This window comes from Gilliamella sp. Nev6-6 (assembly GCF_001690605.1).
Classification (GTDB): Bacteria; Pseudomonadota; Gammaproteobacteria; order Enterobacterales; family Orbaceae; genus Gilliamella; species Gilliamella apicola_C.
The window spans coordinates 101,374-122,777 of record NZ_LZHP01000090.1 but is presented as its reverse complement, the minus strand read 5'-3'; the positions used below and the strand labels follow the sequence as shown (position 1 = coordinate 122,777).

The following is a 21,404-nucleotide window of genomic DNA, read 5'->3' as shown; positions in this document are numbered from 1 at the left end:
ATTTCTATATAAAAGAATCAATAAGGTATGGGTAAAAATAAATGAAAAATTGGAAAAGAAGTGCTGAAGAAATTTTAACATTAGGTCCTGTTATTCCCGTTATTGTTATTGAGCGTTTAGAAGATGCGGTACCACTAGCTAAAGCGCTAATTGCTGGCGGAGTAAAAGTACTTGAAGTTACATTAAGAACTGCTTGTGCAATTGATGCAATAAAGAAAATTATTCAAGAAGTGCCTGAAGCGGTGGTTGGTGCAGGAACAGTAACAAGTGTTGCGCAACTAAAACAGGTTACCGAAGCTGGCGTTCAATTTGTGATAACACCAGGTATTACTGATGCTATTTTAAAAGCGGCGGTTGAAGGTTCAGTACCTGTTATTCCTGGTATTGCAACTATTTCTGAGTTGTTAACTGCACAAGAATATGGTCTCACTGCATTAAAATTTTTCCCTGCTGAAGTCAATGGTGGTGTTGCTGCATTAAAAGCTTTTGCTGGTCCCTGCGGATATATGAAATTTTGCCCAACAGGAGGAGTAAATCCGAAAAACTACCGTGATTATCTTGCTCTTGATAATGTGCTTTGCGTGGGCGGTACTTGGTTTATTCCAACTGATGCAATTGCAAAAGGTGATTTTGCTAAAATTACCGAGATGGCTAAACAAGCCGTTGCTGATGCACAATGTTGCTGATGCACAATAATGATTGATTCCGCCGATAAAATATCGGCGACTACTCAAAACCTAACCTTCTAACTCTTATTAGCTTCTTAGTCCACGACCACTTTCAATAAGCTTCCATGCAATTACATAAAGCACAGTAACAAACAAAATTAGCATCGAGAAGGTAATTGATAACGATACGTCTGTCACTCCTAAAAATCCATAACGAAAACCGTTAATCATATAAACTATTGGGTTAACTTTGGATATCCATTGCCAAAAGGTTGGCAACATAGTAATCGAATAAAAAACGCCACCAAGGTATGTTAATGGTGTTAATACGAATGTAGGAATAATGCTTATATCGTCAAAAGTTTTGGCAAACACGGCATTTAATAAACCGGCTAATGAAAACAAAATTGAAGTTAATAGTAATGTGCAAACAACAAATAACCAAGAATGCACCTCATAACGAACAAAAAATAGTGACACTATAGTAACTAAAATACCAGTTAAAATACCTCGCATCACACCCCCTCCCACATATCCCAAAATAAGAATATGCGTTGGTACAGGTGCTACCAATAACTCTTCAATGTTATGTTGAAATTTAGCGCTAAAAAAGGATGAACAAACATTGGTATAAGAATTGGTAATGACTGACATCATGATTAATCCCGGCACAATAAATGCCATATAGCTAAATCCCCCCATGTCACCAACACGAGAGCCAATTAAATTACCAAAGATGATAAAATAAAGAGACATTGTAATAACCGGCGGAATTAGCGTTTGAACCCAAATTCTTAAAAATCGTGTCACTTCTTTACGCCAAATACTTTTTAAGGCAATCCAATATAAATTATTCATCAATGCTACCTTTTTGTTTTGTATCATTATGTAACAGATCAACAAATAGCTCTTCTAAACGATTCGCTTTATTTCGTACGCTGATCACTTTAATATTTTGCTGATTGAGTTGCTCAAATAATTGGTTTAATCCAAGTTGTTTATCTACTTTCACTTCTAACATGCCCATTTCAATATCAGAATAATTATAGCCATGTAATTCAATCGGTTTAGAGGTTGGCACGTAATCAATAATAATTGTTTCAGATTGGCTTTTTGCCAGTAGATCGCGCATTGACGAGTTTGCTATCAATTGGCCTCGTTGAATAATACCAATATTACGGCATAGCATTTCAGCTTCTTCTAAATAATGAGTAGTTAAAATAATTGTGATACCTTGACGATTGATAACGCGCAAAAAATCCCACATAGAGCGACGTAGTTCAATATCAACGCCTGCGGTTGGTTCATCAAGAATCAACAATTTGGGTTCATGCACAAGCGCTCTTGCTATCATTAATCGTCTTTTCATACCGCCTGATAACATATTGGCTCGGCTATGGCGTTTATCCCATAAATCTAAAATTCGTAAATATTTTTCAGCGTGCTCTAATGCAAGTTTTCGGGGTAATCCATAATAACCACCTTGATTAGTGACTATTTGTAGAACTTCTTCAAATGGATTAAAGTTAAACTCTTGTGGCACAAGCCCTAATTGCCTTTTGGCGTTTACTATGTCGTTATCTAAGTCGTAACCAAAAATTTTCACTTTTCCCGATGTTTTAGTTACTAATGAACTGATAATACCGATAGTTGTCGATTTACCAGCACCATTTGGTCCTAATAAGGCATAAAAATCACCCGCCTGTACAGTTAAATCGATACCTTTTAATGCTTCTATACCATTTTTGTAAACTTTTTTCAGCGAGATTAACTCAAGTGCAGGAGTTGATGGCATAAATATGTCCTAAATGAATCAATTACTATTTAAGTGATATAATATCATGTTAAATGAATCGACAATATAATCAATTTATTGTAAAGAACGGTTTAATTTTATTTATACCAAAGAAATAAATTATCATTTCGATATTATGGTGCATATTATTGAATGTGGTCACTAACACAGTGAATTCAATTGTGTCTGTATATCTAATTATTGCTTAAGGAATAAGTGTTATGTTTAAAATTGGCTTAATTTCAGTATCTGACAGAGCTTCAAGAGGTGTTTACCAAGATGAAGGTATTCCATCATTAATATCATGGTTGCAAACAACACTAAAAACGCCTTTTATTACCGAAAATTATATTATTCCTGATGAGCAAACTATCATCGAACAAACATTATGCGAGCTGGTTGATAATTTACATTGCCATTTAATTTTAACTACGGGTGGAACTGGCCCTGCCATGAGAGATGTAACGCCTGATGCAACATTAGCGATCGCCGATCGGGTGATGCCTGGTTATGGTGAGCAAATGCGGCAAATCAGTTTACATTTTGTGCCAACTGCGATTTTATCTAGGCAAGTTGGTGTTATTCGTAAAAAATGCTTAATTATAAATCTACCAGGCAGACCAAAATCAATCAAAGAAACGCTTGAGGGGGTTAAAGATAATCAAGGCAATGTCATTATTAACGGTATATTTGCTAGTATCCCCTATTGTATACAACTATTAGACGGGCCTTATATCGAAACCCATGATCATATAGTCAAGTCTTTTCGCCCTAAAGATGCAATTCAGTCAAATCTTTAATTTTATGCAAATTTAACGCATAATTATGTATATGATAATTATGCGTTAGATGTATAATTTATCAATATAAATAACGGTTATTAATACTATCTAAAAAATCGTGGAGTAAGCTAGCGTGAATAGTACGCAGTTTTATTCTCGGTATTATAACTGCATGTATTAGTAGAAAAAGTAACAAGTAAAGAAACAAGGAACATTATGAAATCAACCGATCTCACTAAGACATTTAAAGAGATGCTTCGCCAAGAGAAGTTTAGTTCGCAAGTAGAAATCGTCCAAGCGTTGCAAGAACAAGGTTTTGATAATATCAATCAATCCAAAGTCTCACGCATGCTTACCAAATTTGGCGCAGTGAGAACCCGTAATGCAAAATCCGAAATGGTCTATTGTTTGCCTGCAGAAATAAGTGTACCAACAACTAGTAGTCCATTAAAAAATTTAGTCCTCGATATTGATTTCAATAGTTCAATGGTGGTCATAAAAACCAGTCCAGGCGCTGCTCAACTAATTGCTCGTTTGTTAGATTCTATCGGTAAATCAGAGGGGATTTTGGGCTCAATTGCTGGCGATGATACAATTTTTAGTACACCAACCAAAGAATATACTGTAAAAAAATTGTACCAAACCATTATTGAACTATTTGAGCGAGAATTATAGCGCTTTTAATTTCGTTATATTCAGGTCGAATAAATTTTAAAGTTTAACCTATTGACACAATTAATAAAATCGTTAATGCTATACAACGCTGATTTCGTAACAGAAGTTGCAAAAACGAAGAGGTGCATTACTCAGGTAAATCATTTTAGGAACTGGAGCCACTAATGAATGATTGAGGGGATGTAATGCCGAGGTTTGATTGCCAATCCAGAAGCAATCAAATCGACTGCAAGGGCTGAATCCCTTGGGTTGTCACCTTAACAGGTGGAGCGCTTCACGGTTTGTGCTTTTTAATTGTAAATAGGACATTCCCGCTCTAACTCTGTTAAAAATAAAAATTTTTAATATGAGGAATTCATGGAAACATCATTTGTAATTGCTAAATTTGGCGGTACTAGTGTTGCCGATTATTCAGCAATGGTAAATAGTGCCAATATTGTAATCGCTAATCCCAACGTAAAAGTTGTTGTATTATCGGCTTCTGCTGGCGTGACAAATTTACTAGTTGCATTAGCTGAAGGACGTGACGCTGAGGTGCGCACTCAACATATTGCTAAAATTCAATCAATCCAATACGGCATCTTAGAACAATTGCCAGAAAACCCTAAACTACGAAGCGAAATCGACCAAATCATTGCTAACATAGCTTCTTTGTCTGAGGCCGCTAGTTTAGCAACTTCACCGGCATTAACAGATGAGCTTGTAAGTCATGGCGAAATTATGTCATCAAAACTGTTTGTCGAAATATTAAAAGAAAAGCAAACAAATGCTATGTGGTTTGATGTACGTAAAGTGATGCGCACCGATGATAAATTTGGTAAAGCCACGCCTAAAATTGAGGATATTAAACAGCTTTGTTGTGCTCATTTAAAATCACTAAATAATAGCAGTGTTATTGTGACACAAGGTTTTATTGGTAGTGAAAGTTCTGGTAAAACCACTACGTTAGGTCGTGGTGGAAGCGATTATACAGCAGCTTTATTAGGTGAAGCATTAAATGCAAGTCAAATTGATATTTGGACAGATGTTGCAGGGATTTATACCAACGATCCTCGTATTACCCCTGCCGCTAAGCGCATTGATGAGATATCGTTTGCTGAAGCCACAGAAATGGCAACATTTGGCGCAAAAGTGCTACACCCAGCAACACTGGTTCCAGCCGTACGTAGTAATATTCCTGTTTTTGTCGGTTCCAGTAAAGCTCCGCAAGAAGGGGGAACTATTGTTTACAACACTAATAGCATTACATCTAAATTGCCTGTATTTAGAGCGTTGGCGTTACGTCGCAAACAAACTTTGCTGACGCTAACTAGCCTAAATATGCTTCATGCACAAGGCTTTCTAGCAAATGTGTTTACAATATTAGCTAAACATAATATTTCGGTTGATTTAGTGACAACATCTGAAGTAAGTATCGCATTAACTATTGATACCACAGGTACTAATACCAACGGTAGCAGTTTGTTAACGAAAGAACTATTTGATGAACTGTCAACCGTTTGCCATGTAACAGTTGAAGAAGACTTGGCTTTAATTGCTATTATTGGAAATAATTTAACTACAACACAGGGTATAGCCAAAGAAGTTTTTGGTGTACTAGATGATTTTATTATTAGACTTTGCTGTTATGGAGCAAGCACCCACAATCTTTGCCTTTTGGCAAAAAGCAATGATGCAGAAGCAATTATTAAAATTCTGCATAAAACAATTTTTGAACAGTAATATTAAAAGGGAGATTTAATCTCCTTTTTACTTATTCATAATTATTTTCTTGTTTTAATACATAACCTATGTTAAAAATAAGAACAAAATTCCATCAATTTTAATTATAACGAGTTATATAAAGATAAATTATTAATGAATTAGTAATATTTTATCTACTGCACTCATATATAGGTAATTTTTTAGGTTAATCATCTATTGTTAAATTGATTGACATTAGTTATTAATCTATTTTGAATATTGTTTTTTACTTTTAATTAATTGATTAAAGCTATTACATTAAATATCAACACCTGTTAGATTTTTTATTTAATCTGAGTAAACTAAAACTAAGTTCAATAACAAAAGGAAATTATCATGGGTATTATAAGTTGGATAATTCTAGGATTAATTGCCGGCTGGATTGCGAAGTTTTTTATGCCCTTAGGAAGTGTAGGGGTGATAAAAACGATTTTATTAGGCATTGCGGGTGCCTTAGTAGGTGGATATATTAGCACCTTCTTTGGTTGGGGTAGTGTGACAGGATTTAACTTCCCTAGTTTGTTAATTTCAGTGCTTGGGGCGATTGTGGTTATTTTTATTTATCGCCATTTAAAACAATAGTTGTTTTTATGCTAAATTGGCGGGAAACCGCCAATTTAGATAACCCTATAATTTAAACTATCAGACACTTTCTCCCTCTTATTCTAATATTGAATAACTTGAAAAGAAATTTGACGCTTCTAAATAGAAACAACAGCCGTTCTTAATTCCACTTTTATAGATTAATTATTTTAGCCTTTGTTTGAAATAATAACTAAATAATGCGCGTAAGGATTATTTTTTATCACCTAATTTAGGCTATCATTAACCAGTCTTCATTTTAATTGTCATTTTTATTAAATAAAATCTTTTAACGTATATTTGAATTAAATGGATGATGAATAACTTAAATATGCATGTTTGCTTACACGATTCAAATAAGTCTTCTAATCACATAAAAAAACCGATTTACCATAATATTTTTCAGGTTATGGAAATAGATTCATTGATCCTTTAGTGTATTTTTCAATAAATGAACATGCTCAGAGTAACTAATTAATGATTTATTTAAGGGTAAAAATTGCTTACTATTTTAAATTTGTCTATTTTTCCTTACAAAGTTCATAATAAGTAATTTCGCCATATCTCGATTTTTGTTATATTATTTAACAAAATCCATTAAATTTAACTTGTAGATTATAATGTTAAAAATATTCAACACATTAACTAGAGAAAAAGAAACCTTTCAACCAATTATTCCAAATAAAGTCGGGCTCTATGTCTGTGGCGTCACTATTTATGATCTTTGTCATATTGGTCATGGACGCACGTTTGTGGCATTTGATGTTATCACGCGATATTTACGTTTTTTAGGTTATGATTTAACTTATGTGCGCAATATTACTGATGTTGATGACAAGATTATTAAACGTGCGCTCGAAAACGGCGAAACCTGTGATCAACTTACTAATCGAATGCTACAAGAAATGTATGCAGATTTTGATGCACTTAATATAAAACGCCCTGATTTTGAACCTCGTGCGACGCATCACATGCCACAAATCATTCAATTAGTTGAAGAATTAATTTTAAAAAATCATGCTTATATTGCCGATAATGGTGATGTTATGTTTTCGGTAGACAGTGATCCAAATTATGGTATTTTATCTCGTCAAAATTTAGAACAGCTTCAAGCAGGAGCCCGAGTTGATGTGGTGGATGTTAAACGTAATCCAATGGATTTTGTATTATGGAAGATGTCAAAACCTAACGAACCAAGTTGGGATTCTCCATGGGGAAAAGGCCGTCCTGGTTGGCATATTGAATGTTCTGCGATGAACAGTTACCAATTAGGCAATCACTTTGATATTCATGGTGGTGGCTCAGATTTAATGTTCCCACACCATGAAAATGAAATTGCCCAATCAACTTGCGCACACGATGGGCAATACGTCAATTATTGGATGCATTCAGGCATGGTCATGATAGACCAAGAAAAAATGTCAAAATCACTCAATAACTTTTTCACTATTCGTGATGTATTAGCGCATTATGATGCCGAAACAGTACGTTATTTTTTACTATCTGGTCATTATCGAAGCCAATTAAACTATAGTGAAGAAAATCTAAAACAAGCAAGAGTAGCGCTAGAGCGGCTATACACTGCATTACGAGACACCGATCCTGCTCATTCGCACACAACACCTGATAGTAACTATTACCGCCAATTTTGTGACGCAATGAATGATGATTTTAATACACCTGAAGCCTATTCAACTCTTTTTGACCTTGCCCGCGAAATCAATAAAGCTAAAGCAGATAATAATATGCCACTCGCTAATGAATTAGCTGCTGAATTACGTTATTTATCATCAGTGCTGGGGCTATTGGAACAAGATCCTGTAAAGTTTTTACAAGGTGACAATAAAGAGGATGCTGATAGTGCATTAATTGAAGCATTAATTAAACAACGCAACGAAGCAAGAGTGAGCAAGAATTGGGTGCAAGCAGATGAAGCTCGAGACAAATTAAATGCGATGAATATCGTTCTTGAAGATGGTGCAAATGGTACTACTTGGCGCAAAAAAAATTAAGCGGCTAATTTTTGGTTATTACAATCAGCCAGTCTTAAAAAAAACGCCCACTTATTAGTGGGTTTTTTTATCAGTTATCACTGCTTTTTATCTATCGACGTTAAAATGCCGCGTAAAATATTTAACTCTTGTTGTTCAATACGCGCTCGAGTAAATAATCGACGTAAACGTCCCATAATTTGCCCTGGATGATTGGCATTGATAAAACCTGTCTGTAATAAAGTTTGTTCTAAATGCTGGTAAAAACGCTCTATATCAGCATCTACCGGAAACTCTGAGTTTATATTGCCGTTGCCTTTTAATTCAGAACGCTGATCGTCAAGATTTAGCATTGACATGCGAATTTCGTAGCACAAAACTTGTACTGACATTGCCAAATTTAGAGAACTATAATCAGGATTAGCGGGAATTTCGACATGGTAATGGCACTTTTGCAATTCTTCATTGGTTAAACCAACTCGCTCACGCCCAAACACTAAAGCAACTTTAGAACGAGTATTGGTCGTTTCTTGAATAATTTTATCACTACACTCTTTCGGTGTTAAATGAGGCCATTGTAAACTACGAGAACGTGCACTAGTGCCAATTACTAAAGTACAATCGGCAATTGCTTGCTCAAGCGATGCAAAGAGTTGTGCATTTTTAATAATATCACTAGCTCCTGCCGCTAACGAAATCGATTGAGAATCAGGTTTGATGATTGGGTTGACTAAACAAAGGTTAGTTAATCCCATTGTTTTCATTGCTCTTGCCGCAGAACCCATGTTGCCTGTATGCGATGTTTCGACTAAAACAATTTTTACATTATCTAAATAATTCACATCATCCTCATTAAAATATTAATCAATCATAACTAAAAAATGCATAAAATAAGTATATACTAAAATGGCATTAAGGTGCAGAATATAGGTGATTACTGATACGATTAGATATTAATAAAATTGTTTTCCATTATAAAAATAATAAAAAAACAAACATGTGATTAACTGCTATTAATAGTAAATTAGCATAAAATATAAAATTGAATTTTTTAGACAACAATCACAAAATAGGATTAATAATAAAGATTATATTGACGAGCCAAATATAATTTGGCACTGTATAATCATGAAAATGGCTCAAATCAATAACGGCATTAACCATCGTCTGAAAAAACAAGGAGATTAATTATGGCGTTAAATATTACCAGTAAACAAATGGATATTACTCCTGCTATGCGTAGTTATTTAGAAGAAAAATATACTAAATTGGACAAATGGCGAGCACAATTAATAAATCCTCATTTTATTTTATGCAAAGAGCCAGACGGCTTTGTCGTTGATGCAACCATTATCACAAAAGGCACACCATTAGTGGCGTCAGCTAAACATATTGATATGTATGCAGCGATTAATGACCTTATTGAAAAGCTTGAAAAACAGCTTAATAAACTGCAACATAAAGGTGAAGCACGCCGAGCGACAAGCAGTATAAAAGATACTGTATTAGAAGAAATTTGATTTATTTTTTCGATGCAATAAAAAGGCACTTCGATAGTGCCTTTATTTTTTTGCTTGTTATAATACAACCTATCTTTTTTTAATATCATTATAAAAATGACTACAAATCCTTTGTTACCTTTACGCGATAAAATTAATGAACTTGATAAGATGTTGTTAGAGCTTATTGCTAAAAGGCGTAATCTTTCAACACAAGTTATTCACACAAAAAGTGGAGCAAATATTCCTGTTCGCGATATGGAGCGTGAGCGTTCACTTATTATTTCATTAATTAATCAAGGGAAAAACTATCATCTTGATGATGTGTTTATTAAACGTTTATATCAATTAATTATTGAAGACTCAGTCCTATTACAACAAAAAATTTTACAAGAAAAACTGAATGACGATATTATCGCCACAGCCAAAGTTGCTTTTTTAGGACCTAAGGGTTCTTATTCACATTCAGCAACACGCCGTTATGCAAGTGCTCACTTAGATCAGATGATCGAATCTAGTTGTACTTCATTCAAAGATGTATTTGAGCAGGTTGAAAGGGGCGAAGTCGACTATGGAATTTTGCCGATAGAAAACTCTAGCTCTGGTTCAATTAACGAAGTGTATGACTTATTACAAAAAACCAACTTGCATATTATTGGCGAGCTTTCATTACCTATTGATCATTGTGTGCTTGCCATGCCGAATTCGCAATTAGAGCAAATCGACACTATTTATAGCCACCCACAACCCTTCCAGCAATGTAGTAATTTCTTAGAAAGTCACCCTCATTGGAAGATTGTATATTGTGATAGTACTTCATCAGCAATGGAAACCGTTGCTAAATTGAATAAGCCGAATGTTGCCGCAATGGGGAATAAGGATGGTGGCGAATTATATGGATTACAAGTTCTTAAACATAACTTTGCTAATCAAAAAGAGAACATAACGCGTTTTATCGTGCTTGCAAGACAACCAATTGCGGTTTCAGATCAAATTCCTGCTAAAACCACTATTTTAATGAAAACAGGCCAACAAGCTGGTGCTTTAGTTGATGCGTTATTAGTACTACGCAATCATAATATCATCATGACTAAGCTTGAATCTCGTCCAATTCATGGTACACCATGGGAAGAAATGTTTTATATTGATTTACATGGCAACATTCATTCTTATGAAATGCAAACAGCGCTTAAAGAGCTAGCTTCAATGACACTATATACCAAAGTGCTCGGATGCTATCCAAGTGATTCTATTGTTTCTATAATGTAACCATTATGACAATGCAACATTTTTCACAAGCGGTACTTAACTGGTATGAGAAGTATGGTAGAAAATCATTACCATGGCAACTCGAAAAAAGCGCCTATCATGTTTGGTTATCAGAAGTGATGTTGCAACAAACACAAGTTGCAACGGTGATTCCTTACTTTAACCGATTTATTGAGCAATTTCCTAAGATAACAGACCTAGCACAAGCACCACTTGATGATGTATTACATCTTTGGACTGGACTGGGTTACTATGCAAGAGCGCGCAATTTACATAAGGCAGCACAAACAATTGCGGAAAAATTTAATGGCTCATTTCCAACACAATTTGATGATGTGGTGGCGCTGCCTGGTGTGGGGCGTTCAACTGCTGGCGCTATTTTATCTCTTTCGCAAAATCAGCATTATCCCATTTTAGATGGCAATGTAAAACGTGTGCTCACTCGATATTTTGCTGTTGAAGGCTGGTCAGGTATTAAAAAGATTGAAAATAAGCTCTGGGAATTAAGCAAGCGAGTGACACCTAAGCAAGATGTTGCAAAGTTTAATCAAGCCATGATGGATATAGGTGCAACGGTTTGTACTCGCAGTAAACCTAAGTGCACTTTATGCCCTTTGCATGGTAACTGCTTAGCTTATAAGACAGAAAGTTGGCAACAATACCCAACCAAAAAAACTAAAAGTACCATTCCTGCAAAGACAGCCTATTTTTTAATGCTGGAATATAATAATACGATTTGGCTTGAAAAAAGACCTCCGTCTGGCATATGGGGAGGATTATACTGTTTGCCTCAGTTTGCAAGCCAACAAGCATTAACTGACTGGTTAAAAAAACAAGGTATTGAAACCACAAAACCCAAGCAACTTATTGCATTTCGCCATACATTTAGCCACTTTCACTTAGATATTGTTCCAATTTATTGTGTAATTACTAAACATACAAAATGTTGGGAACAACCTTGCGGTTATTGGTATAACCTAAAATCCGACAATGCAAAAATAGGGCTTGCAACACCTGTTTATAACTTATTAAAACAAACGTCTTGTTAACGTTTGTTTATCAATACTCATGCTATTTTTAGGATATAATCACTGATTATTTTTAATTCTATTTAATTATGCAAAACAAACAACATCAAGGCTTATCTGGCTACTTAGTCTTTTTAATGGCATTTGCTATTGGTATTACAATTGCTAGCAATTATTACGCTCAACCGCTATTACATTCAATTACAAATAATCTACATATAAAAGTAGAACATGCTGGAGCAATCATTATGGCTGCACAATTTAGTTATGCCATAGGCTTGCTATTTATTACACCTCTTGGTGATAAGGTAGAGCGTAAGCGGTTAATTATTATTTTAATGATATTATCCACTTGTGGACTTATGGTAAGCGCATTATCTCAAAATATATGGATGCTTATCATCGGTACCGCAATGACAGGTTTATTTTCAACGGTTGCTCAAGTCTTAATACCTTTTGCGGCAACACTCTCAAGGCCAGATCATCGAGGTAAAGTTGTTGGTACTTTAATGAGCGGTATGTTACTAGGTATTTTATTGGGAAGAACTTTTGCTGGCGCTATATCCTCAATTGCGGATTGGCATGGTGTATATTGGATTGCAACAGGTGTTATGATTATTGTGACACTATTGCTTTCGATTTCACTACCAAAATATAGTAATACCATTAATATTAATTATTTTCAACTTTTATGCTCAATTGGTTCATTATATAAACAAGAACCGATATTAAGGATTCGCTCATTATTAGCTATTATCTCATTTTCGCTATTTTCATTATTATGGACACCACTTGCCTTTTTGTTAACTAATGCACCATATCACTATTCTGATTTTATGATTGGTTTATTTGGATTAGCGGGAGCTGCAGGAGCGATGGGATCGCCAATAGTTGGAAAACTGTCAGACAAAGGCAAAGGTTATATTGCAACAACCATTGGATTAAGCTTATTACTATTATCTTGGCTACCACTTTCATTCGCTCAATATTCCATTACTGCTTTAATTCTAGGTGTGGTTTTATTAGATTTTGCTGTACAAGTTACTCATGTTTCTAACATGAATGCTATTTATCAAATCAGACCAGAAGCACGTAGCCGAATGAACACGGGTTATATGGTATGTTATTTTATTGGTGGAATGCTAGGCTCTGCTGGATCGACTTATTTGTTTAGCCATTACGGATGGAAAGCGATAATTATTGCAAGTACTTCCTTGGCAATATTAGGCATTACTAGTTGGTTTTTTTATATTAAAACTCATCAAAAATCTTAAAGTTATTAACAAACGTAAATGATTTATTATCTGTGTTAGCCCCGAGGGTTAATATTTAATTCATATAAAAATCATGTGGCTTATTTTAGTGTTTTATATTCAATGGGTGTTATGTTTAATACTTTGTAAAAGATATCCAGAAGTCTATAGCGGTTAATCATAAAAATGGCTTGTTACATAACATCGATGTTGCGAATAATAAAAAACATGGCTGATTTGCTTTCCAGAACAAAGGTCTGTGTGGCTATTTACCAAAAATATTTGATGAAATGACAGTTAGAAAAATTATTGAAAAAATCTAAGCCTTAAATAAAAAACAAGATATACATAAAAGCAAATCGTAATTTTAGATAAGGATATAAAAATGACTATATTTGAACAACAATATCGTAACTAATTATCATCGCTTAATGTGCAATGGTTTATTTAGCTCAAGCATGAGCTAATCGTTGACGATGTAGTTGAGCTATATTTAGTTAACATCTGCATAATGTGCGTCTTATTAGGTTTCATCTGTTCCTGTATCCTATTTTATATTAAGATGTTATCAAGCTGTTTTAAAATAATATGATTAACTCTTGTAGCAAAACCACAAGAGTATTGTTAAAAGATGGCGGTTAAATACGCATAGCATATTTGATAATTTGTTTTTTTATTGGAGAACAACAATCAATAGTATTCATTCCTACTGTTCTTATCATCTTTTTAAGCAAATTATCACCATTAAACATATCTTGAATTGTTTGCATTGCTGCTAACATCACTAAAGTATCTTTACGACGAGTAAACTGAAATGGTTTTAAATTGCAAACTAAACCAATATCTTTTTGTTCATCGATTAATGTTTTTATTGTTGAGACTAATAATGCAGAATCTTGAAAACCTAAATTTACACCTTGCCCAGCTAAAGGATGAATGGTATGAGCCGCATCACCAATTAAGACAAGCCGATGTTGAATAAATTGTCTTGCAATGCGGGCTTTTAATGGAAATACCATACGAGGGTTAATTAACTGACATTGACCGACTTTATCGCCAGTTAACCGAAATAACTCATCAGAAAACTCTGATTCAGATAGAGAAGCTAAACTAGTCGCATTATCTGGTTTTGTTGACCAAACCAAACAACTTTTGTTGGCCTGCCACAAGGGCAGAAAAGCCACAATACCATTTGGATAAAAAATCTGCCTCGCACAAGATTGGTGAGGGTACTCGGTTTCAACCGTTGTAATAACAGCATGATGCAGATAATCGCGTTCAAAAACAGAAATATTTTTGCGTTGACGTACCCAGGAATGAGCACCATCTGCACCAATTAGTAATTTAGTCTGTAAGATAGCTTTATTAGCAAGTGTCAAAAAAGCAAAATCATCATTAAATGCACAGTCAATTGCCTCGCAATTATAAATATTAATATTGCTACAATTTAAAGCATATTGGTAAAGGTAATGAGAAATAATATTATTTTCGATTATATAGCCAAGATTGGAATACCCATAATCTTTGGCATGAGCAGATAAATGAGCTTGGCCATTTTTTTCCCATACACCTATTTCAGTAAATTCTTGTACACGTTTACTTGCACATAAATCATTCCATATACCTATTTGCGAAAAGTAATGTTGACTTGCGCCATTAATAGCTGAGGCTCTAATGCCTATTTCATTCTGTGAGAAAGATTGGTGCTGGTGAATTTTAGTATCTATAATCGCTATTTTTAGCGCGTATTGGCTAAGTGCGCAAGCAGTTGCTAAACCAACTAATCCGCCCCCTACAATTGCTACATCAAATTGAATATTCATACCTAGAAGCAAAACTATTTATTATCTAACTTATCATCATTTTGGGGTTCAATATCATCGTCATTCATTGCTTTCTTGAAGCCTTTTAATGCTGAACCAAGATCAGAACCTAAATTACGCAACTTTTTAGTGCCAAATAATAAAATAACGACAGCAAGAAACACTAAAAGGTGTGGAATACTAAAAGACATAATCAAATCCTCTTAATAAATATAACGCTCTATTTAGGGTAGACTTTAGAACATATTTTATGGAGTGATCATTATACTCTTTTTATGAAGGGATTTCATAAATAGTTCAAGAATAAAAAAAGACCTGTATAAAACTATACAGGCCAACATGAAATATAAGGAATATAAGGAAAGAAAACAATGAAAAATCCTTACCCTGCTTATTATCCATTTTTTTTCGCTTTAGTCAATCGTTTTTATTTGTTATCGACTTGTTTGGTTATTATGTGAGTTGTGGTTTAAATTTTTAAAAAACAATTAGTTAATGATTTTGATTGCTACTATTAAATTTTGATTAATGTCAATTTTAAATAAAAAAGGTATAAATAATCATAAAAAAATATTTTTCTCGCAGAAAAAAACAAATAAACAAACAAAAAACAAAGAATAATTATTTTCTTCAACTGTTTTTACCAATACATTAAAAAACGAGAAATACAAAAATATAAATTTTAAAAAAACGAAAAAGTGAAAAAATAAAATTAATTTAATCGGTTTTCCAAATAATAGGTATATACAAAACTATAAAAAAATGCACTATAATTAATAAACTAGTGATAGATATAATGGATTAAAGATGAATACAATTAAAAATAATAATGTTAAAACTTTTAAAGATAGATTGCTCAGCTCTATGCAAGGTTTATCTGTTTCAGCCTTCGCTAAAAAATGCGATATGTCCGAAACGGTAATTCGAGACTACTTATCTGGCAAAACTTACCCTTCACTGACACGTTTGGAAGTCATCGCTGAAAAATGTAATGTTTCTTTTAATTGGCTTGCTACTGGTCATAAACTAGAGTTTGTAGATTCTAAAAATAGCGATGAAGATATCTACAGCGAAAATATTTATCGCATTCCTGTTTATAATAAACAACTACCAACAAAAGAGGAAGCACAAAAAGAACGTTTTGTAAGAGAAACCCCTCCATTGATGAATTATCCTATCATTGAGGGTTGGGCTAAGCACCGTGGCTTAGATGCTAAAAAATTAATTATATACTGGGCCAAAGGCGATTTAATGTCACCAGAAATCGAAAACAATAATGGACTAATTCTTAACACTGAAATAACAGGTATTGTTGATGGTGCAATTTATCTAATTGAATACGAAGATATTACCTTTTTAAGAAAGGTTCGTTTAACACTTAATGGTTGGTTATTAATTTGTAATAATAGCCAGAATCCAACCATTGAAGTTCCCAAGTCAGATTTTCATAAATATCATATTGTAGGCCGTGTTGTTCTTCTTATTAAAGACATATTTTAATACCTTTAATAGCTATATATTAACTTTCAATATATAATTGAAAGTTAGAGGGAATATTAGATATTTTGTTCCCTCATTGATTTCTTCTATATTGATAAACCCATTAATAGCAACCAGATAGCTAAATGATATTAATTGGAAATTCCAGATAAATTGAGATTCAAAGGCAACATATGCCTATTTGCACTACCTCTATTTTTTTATATTATTAATAGTAGTATTAATAAAAAACGCTATGATGAATCAGGTCTAATATGTATCAATTTTTTGAAAAATTGGTGTCATCTTATCCAAAAGATGAACCTCAACCTATGGCTAGAAACTTTTTTAGTTTCATATGGCAATCAGCGAAAGGGACTCGCTTATTTTTGTTGCTATTAATTATTTTTAGCGCATTAGGCGGTGCTTTTGAAGCTTTTTTATATGCTGCCCTTGGTAAAGTTATTGATTGGCTTTCAGTTGTTGAACCTAGCAAATTTTGGCAACAAGAAAAAACAACATTAGCGCTGTTAGCCCTAATCATTATAGGAAGTACCATTATTATTGGGCTACAAACGATTATTAAACATCAGTGCCTAGCTGGAAATTTTCCAATGCGATTGCGGTGGAACCTGCATCGGTTAGTGCTTAATCAAAGTATGCGTTTTTTTCAAGATGAATTTGCTGGAAGAATATCGGCAAAAGTCATGCAAACGGCACTCGCAGTTCGTGATACTTGTTTTTTAGTGGCAGATATTTTTATCTATGTTCTTATTTCGTTTATTACTATGGCTACAATCATCGGGCAATTAGATCTTTTGTTATTAGTGCCATTTATGATCTGGTGTCTAATTTATGGCATTGCTATGTATTATTTTATTCCTCGTTTAAGTAAAGTAGCAAGTGCACAAGCGGACGCTCGTTCGACAATGACTGGGCGAGTCACCGATGCTTATACCAACATTATAACAGTAAAACTATTTTCTCATGCAGGTAATGAGGCAAAATACGCTCAAGAATCGATGAATGAGTTTTTAGTTACTGTTAATAAACAAATGCGGCTAGTCAGTAGTTTTGAAATAGTAAATCATTTATTGTCCATTTCCTTAGTGCTAAGCACAACAGGTGTTGCCTTGTGGCTATGGACAAATCAATTAATTGGTATTGGCGCAATTGCCACAGCAACAGCAGTAGCACTTCGATTAAATGGTTTTTCACACTGGATTATGTGGGAAATAGCAGCGCTATTTGAAAATATTGGTGTAGTAAAAGATGGCATTAATACGTTTTCTGTCGCTAAAGCAGTGATTGATCAACCAAATGCGCCTAAGCTTAATGTAACTCAAGGTAAAATTGAGTTTAAACATATTTATTTTAGTTATGATGAGAAAAAACGTAGCTCAGTAATTGAGAATTTAGACCTAACGATAAAACCAGGCGAAAAAATTGGTTTAGTTGGCCGATCAGGAGCAGGAAAGTCAACGCTTATTAATTTATTACTCCGTTTTTATGATTTACAAAGTGGTGAAATTGTTATTGACGGTCAGGATATTACCACTGTTACTCAAGAAAGCCTGCGCGCTCAAATTGGCATGGTAACACAAGATACCTCGTTGTTACATCGCTCAGTACGAGAAAACTTACTTTATGGTAACAATAATGCTTCAGAAGAAGAAATGATAAAAGCCACACAAAAAGCTCATGCAGATAACTTTATTCAAACATTAGTTGATGCAAAAGGTAAAACAGGATATGACGCATTTGTAGGTGAACGAGGTATAAAATTATCTGGTGGTCAAAGACAACGCATTGCAATTGCCCGGGTCATTCTTAAAAATGCGCCTATTTTATTGTTAGATGAAGCAACAAGCGCACTGGATTCCGAAATTGAGCAAGCAATTCAGGAAAGCTTATATACGTTAATGGAAGGTAAGACCGTTATTGCCATTGCCCACCGTTTATCAACCATTGCTGCAATGGATAGGTTAGTTGTACTTGATCAAGGTAAAATTATTGAGCAAGGCACACACCAAGAATTACTCATAAAAAATGGATTATATGCACAGCTGTGGAAACATCAAAGCGGTGGATTTTTAGGGGATAATATTTAATTTTATACATTTTTATTAGTAAATAAGGACATTAAACTTATAATGTCCTTATCACTGCTTAATTAATAAAATTTTTGTAAAATTCTGATTCAAAACGCATAATTGCACTATTTTTTGATTCGTTTTTATTATCCGCTTGATAACCAGATAATAATTGTACAAAAGCTACATATTTACCATCAGGTTTTTGGATAAATCCAGCTAAATTATAGCAACCTTGAATATAACCAGTTTTAGCACGTATTGTCTCTTTAAAAGGTGTCTGATTAAAGCTTTTACGGTTTTTTAATGTACCATCAATACCTGCAATAGGTAACATTTCAATAATTTTTAGCTGAGAATCATTAGCTGAAATATATTGTAAAATTTCCATTAATTTATCAGCGCTTACCAAGTTTAACCTAGACAAACCCGAACCATCAGCAATCACTAAATTTTCTAAATTTATACCTGCTTTTTTGCGTAAAATTTGTCTAACTGCATCGCCACCATTACGCCATGTGCCTTGTACATTATAGTAATGTGCGCCTAAGGTTCTAAAAATAGCATCTGCATATAGATTATTTGACTTTTTAAGCATGACAGTTAATAGTTCTGAAAGTGGTGCTGATTGGCTAGAGGCGAGTAAGGTCAATTGAGCATTATTCTTTTCTTTGCGTTGAAGTAGCGATCCTGTATAAGTTATCTTTTGTTGCTTAAGTTCATTTTTTAAAATAGATGAAAAATATTCAACCCCATCAATTACTGCAAATTTTAATGGTGTTTTATCTGAGCTTGCAGCAATACATCCTGATAAATGATAACGATTTTTGTCTAAATAGCTAACATCCAACTCACAATACCTATCATTGGGATCTTTACTGTTTTTTGCAATGGTTTTTACATCAGCTGTTACAGTAACTGGAATATTAGTAGGTTTAGATATTGAGGCTTTTTCACCTACTTTATTTGGTGTCACAGTTGCATAAAAACAATTATCATCAATAATTGCTGCAGATGGTGGGGCATTATAGCAAGCCGTTAAATTATTCCATGACCACCCCGCAGCTTTGTCATGGCTTGTAAATATCGAAGTATCTAAAATTATATTTCCTGCTATTTTTTCAATACCTTTTTGGCGCATTTCAGCAATCATTGTTTTTAATTTGGCTCGCGTAAAAGTGGGATCTCCGCTAAGTTGAATAATAAGATCACCATTTAATTGTTTATTACTAATAACGCCATTAGTTTGCAGGCGTGTTGTAAATCGGAAATTTCGACCTAATTCCAACTCAGCAGCTAATGCGGTTATCACTTTTTGAGTGCTGGCTGGGTGTTTGAATTGATCGCTTTTATATTTTGCTAATGTCTTAGGGCTTCTTCCTACAGATTGAACCAAAATAGACAAATCGCTTCCTTTAGGTAAAGATGATATATAAGGCTCTACTGGTTGCGCATGTAATAGTCCTGAAAAAAAAGGAAGAAGAAAGAAAATTATTACCCTGAATTTTGTCATGAATGCTTGCTCAAAATGTTATTAAATTAAAACAGTTAAATGGGACTTGCAAATATAACTTTTTTTGATTTAGCTAGCAATATATACTCAACCACTTTTATAATTATGTGCTATCGAATAATTTAACATAGCCAAAAGAAAAGTTAACTTCATATAGCTTTTAATACTAGGTAATATAACTATGATTCAAAATTCATTAGGTTTTCCAATAGAAACAATATTAGTATTTGTTGGGCTAGCCGTGACTGCAATTATTATTGATTTATACGCTCACCATAACGATAAACCAATCAGCTTAAAAAATGCTATTATTTGGTCGCTATTTTGGATAGCGGTTGCATTAGGATTTGCACTATTTTTATACATTCACCATGGCAGCACTATAGCCAGCTTATTTATTACAGGTTATGTTCTTGAAAAAGCCTTATCGGTCGATAATCTGTTTGTCATTATGGCTATTTTTTCATGGTTTGCTGTACCAAATAACTATCGCCATCGCTTACTTTATTGGGGGGTTATTGGTGCTATTATATTTCGCGCCATATTTGTCGTAATTGGCACAGGTTTGTTGTATTTAGGTCCTTGGATGGAGTTGGTGTTTTCAATATTGGTTGCTTGCACGGGAATAATGATGTTGAAAAATCAAGATAATGCCGAAAATATTAAAGATTATTCAAATCACTTTGCTTTTCGCATTGCCAAACGTATTTTTCCAACTTACCCAAAAATTGTCGGCCACAGTTTTTTATTGTCACAAAAACAGCTTGATATAGAGCTTGCAAAAGCTGAAAACAATAACTTAGTTGATAAAATACCTAAAAGTCTTTTTTATGCTACACCACTATTTTTATGTATTGTTGTAATTGAATTAAGTGACGTTATGTTTGCTTTTGATTCAGTTCCTGCAGTAATTGCCGTGAGCCAAGAACCATTAATTGTCTATAGCGCCATGATCTTCGCTATTTTAGGTCTTAGAACGATGTACTTTATTTTACAAGCCATGCAACAGTATTTAGTCCATCTTAGTAAGGCGGTGATTTGCTTACTTTTTTTTATTGCAGGGAAATTAGCTTTAAATGCAAGTAATCATTTATTTGGGTGTGGTATAGATATAGATCCAACCACAAGTCTTTATGTCATTTTAGGCATCTTAACTTTGGGTATTATTGCTAGTATTATTTGGCCGGTAAAAAATAAAGATCAATAATTAC

At 33.9% G+C, this 21,404-nt stretch carries 19 protein-coding genes and 1 riboswitch; of the genes, 13 read left to right on the top strand and 6 right to left on the bottom strand.

Features of this window, described 5'->3' with window-relative positions; genetic code table 11:
* Positions 1–41: 41 nt before the first annotated feature.
* Positions 42–686 (top strand): bifunctional 4-hydroxy-2-oxoglutarate aldolase/2-dehydro-3-deoxy-phosphogluconate aldolase, encoded by a 645-nt coding sequence (locus tag A9G42_RS11005; protein ID WP_065581628.1) that lies wholly within the window; start codon positions 42–44, stop codon positions 684–686.
* A 69-nt stretch (positions 687–755) separates the two neighbouring features.
* On the opposite strand, the gene A9G42_RS11000 is transcribed toward A9G42_RS11005, so the two are convergent.
* The gene (locus A9G42_RS11000; RefSeq protein WP_065581629.1) at positions 756–1,526 is read right to left on the bottom strand and encodes an ABC transporter permease; all 771 of its coding nucleotides are present in this window, start codon (positions 1,524–1,526) and stop codon (positions 756–758) included.
* Entirely contained in the window at positions 1,519–2,463 is a 945-nt protein-coding gene (locus A9G42_RS10995) for an ABC transporter ATP-binding protein (RefSeq protein ID WP_065567731.1), read from the bottom strand. Before A9G42_RS10995 ends, A9G42_RS11000 begins: the two co-directional genes overlap by 8 nt.
* A 221-nt stretch (positions 2,464–2,684) precedes the next feature.
* Between A9G42_RS10995 and mog the strand changes: the two genes are divergently transcribed.
* The 5 genes from mog (at position 2,685) to cysS (ending at position 8,257) form a co-directional block, all read left to right on the top strand.
* Positions 2,685–3,263: a molybdopterin adenylyltransferase gene (gene mog / locus A9G42_RS10990; RefSeq protein WP_065587914.1), complete on the top strand. Its 579-nt coding sequence runs from the start codon at positions 2,685–2,687 to the stop codon at positions 3,261–3,263.
* Between the two features lie 198 nt (positions 3,264–3,461).
* A complete protein-coding gene (argR, locus tag A9G42_RS10985) occupies positions 3,462–3,920 on the top strand; it encodes a transcriptional regulator ArgR (RefSeq protein WP_065579746.1) in 459 nt (152 codons plus the stop codon).
* A gap of 109 nt (positions 3,921–4,029) precedes the next feature.
* Positions 4,030–4,203, top strand: a riboswitch (Lysine riboswitch).
* A 74-nt stretch (positions 4,204–4,277) separates the two neighbouring features.
* Positions 4,278–5,642, top strand: a complete 1,365-nt coding sequence (gene lysC, locus A9G42_RS10980) for a lysine-sensitive aspartokinase 3 (protein WP_065587913.1) — start codon at positions 4,278–4,280, stop codon at positions 5,640–5,642.
* A 357-nt stretch (positions 5,643–5,999) separates the two neighbouring features.
* Entirely contained in the window at positions 6,000–6,245 is a 246-nt protein-coding gene (locus A9G42_RS10975) for a GlsB/YeaQ/YmgE family stress response membrane protein (protein WP_065567727.1), read from the top strand.
* 620 nt (positions 6,246–6,865) lie between these two features.
* Positions 6,866–8,257: a cysteine--tRNA ligase gene (gene cysS, locus A9G42_RS10970; protein ID WP_065653438.1), complete on the top strand. Its 1,392-nt coding sequence runs from the start codon at positions 6,866–6,868 to the stop codon at positions 8,255–8,257.
* A 77-nt stretch (positions 8,258–8,334) separates the two neighbouring features.
* Here cysS and trmJ read toward each other — a convergent pair whose 3' ends face one another.
* Positions 8,335–9,021 carry a tRNA (cytosine(32)/uridine(32)-2'-O)-methyltransferase TrmJ gene (gene trmJ / locus A9G42_RS10965; protein WP_065653469.1) on the bottom strand — a complete coding sequence of 229 codons (687 nt, stop codon included), beginning with the start codon at positions 9,019–9,021 and terminating at the stop codon, positions 8,335–8,337.
* A 405-nt stretch (positions 9,022–9,426) separates the two neighbouring features.
* On the opposite strand from trmJ, the gene raiA reads away from it, so the two are divergent.
* From raiA to A9G42_RS10945, 4 genes are all read left to right on the top strand, one after another.
* On the top strand, positions 9,427–9,756 hold the full coding sequence (raiA, locus tag A9G42_RS10960; RefSeq protein ID WP_065567725.1) for a ribosome-associated translation inhibitor RaiA: 330 nt from the start codon (positions 9,427–9,429) through the stop codon (positions 9,754–9,756).
* 96 nt (positions 9,757–9,852) lie between these two features.
* Entirely contained in the window at positions 9,853–11,004 is a 1,152-nt protein-coding gene (gene pheA / locus A9G42_RS10955) for a bifunctional chorismate mutase/prephenate dehydratase (protein ID WP_065653437.1), read from the top strand.
* Positions 11,005–11,009: 5 nt separating this feature from the next.
* A complete protein-coding gene (gene mutY / locus A9G42_RS10950; protein WP_065653436.1) occupies positions 11,010–12,053 on the top strand; it encodes an A/G-specific adenine glycosylase in 1,044 nt (347 codons plus the stop codon).
* Between the two features lie 68 nt (positions 12,054–12,121).
* Positions 12,122–13,306, top strand: a complete 1,185-nt coding sequence (locus A9G42_RS10945) for an MFS transporter (protein WP_065653435.1) — start codon at positions 12,122–12,124, stop codon at positions 13,304–13,306.
* A 617-nt stretch (positions 13,307–13,923) separates the two neighbouring features.
* Here A9G42_RS10945 and A9G42_RS10940 read toward each other — a convergent pair.
* Both A9G42_RS10940 and A9G42_RS13435 read right to left on the bottom strand, forming a co-directional pair.
* Positions 13,924–15,108 carry an FAD-dependent monooxygenase gene (locus tag A9G42_RS10940; protein ID WP_065567721.1) on the bottom strand — a complete coding sequence of 395 codons (1,185 nt, stop codon included), beginning with the start codon at positions 15,106–15,108 and terminating at the stop codon, positions 13,924–13,926.
* A 14-nt stretch (positions 15,109–15,122) separates the two neighbouring features.
* Entirely contained in the window at positions 15,123–15,299 is a 177-nt protein-coding gene (locus A9G42_RS13435) for a Sec-independent protein translocase subunit TatA (protein WP_081295562.1), read from the bottom strand.
* Between the two features lie 616 nt (positions 15,300–15,915).
* Between A9G42_RS13435 and A9G42_RS10935 the strand changes: the two genes are divergently transcribed.
* Positions 15,916–16,608 (top strand): LexA family transcriptional regulator, encoded by a 693-nt coding sequence (locus A9G42_RS10935; RefSeq protein WP_065579741.1) that lies wholly within the window; start codon positions 15,916–15,918, stop codon positions 16,606–16,608.
* Positions 16,609–16,862: 254 nt separating this feature from the next.
* Positions 16,863–18,698 carry an ABC transporter ATP-binding protein gene (locus A9G42_RS10930; RefSeq protein ID WP_065653434.1) on the top strand — a complete coding sequence of 612 codons (1,836 nt, stop codon included), beginning with the start codon at positions 16,863–16,865 and terminating at the stop codon, positions 18,696–18,698.
* Positions 18,699–18,756: 58 nt separating this feature from the next.
* Here A9G42_RS10930 and dacB read toward each other — a convergent pair whose 3' ends face one another.
* The gene (gene dacB, locus A9G42_RS10925) at positions 18,757–20,193 is read right to left on the bottom strand and encodes a serine-type D-Ala-D-Ala carboxypeptidase (RefSeq protein ID WP_065567718.1); all 1,437 of its coding nucleotides are present in this window, start codon (positions 20,191–20,193) and stop codon (positions 18,757–18,759) included.
* A gap of 181 nt (positions 20,194–20,374) precedes the next feature.
* Here dacB and A9G42_RS10920 point away from each other — a divergent pair, with 181 nt between their 5' ends.
* Entirely contained in the window at positions 20,375–21,400 is a 1,026-nt protein-coding gene (locus tag A9G42_RS10920) for a TerC/Alx family metal homeostasis membrane protein (RefSeq protein ID WP_065567717.1), read from the top strand.
* The last annotated feature ends 4 nt before the right edge of the window (positions 21,401–21,404 follow it).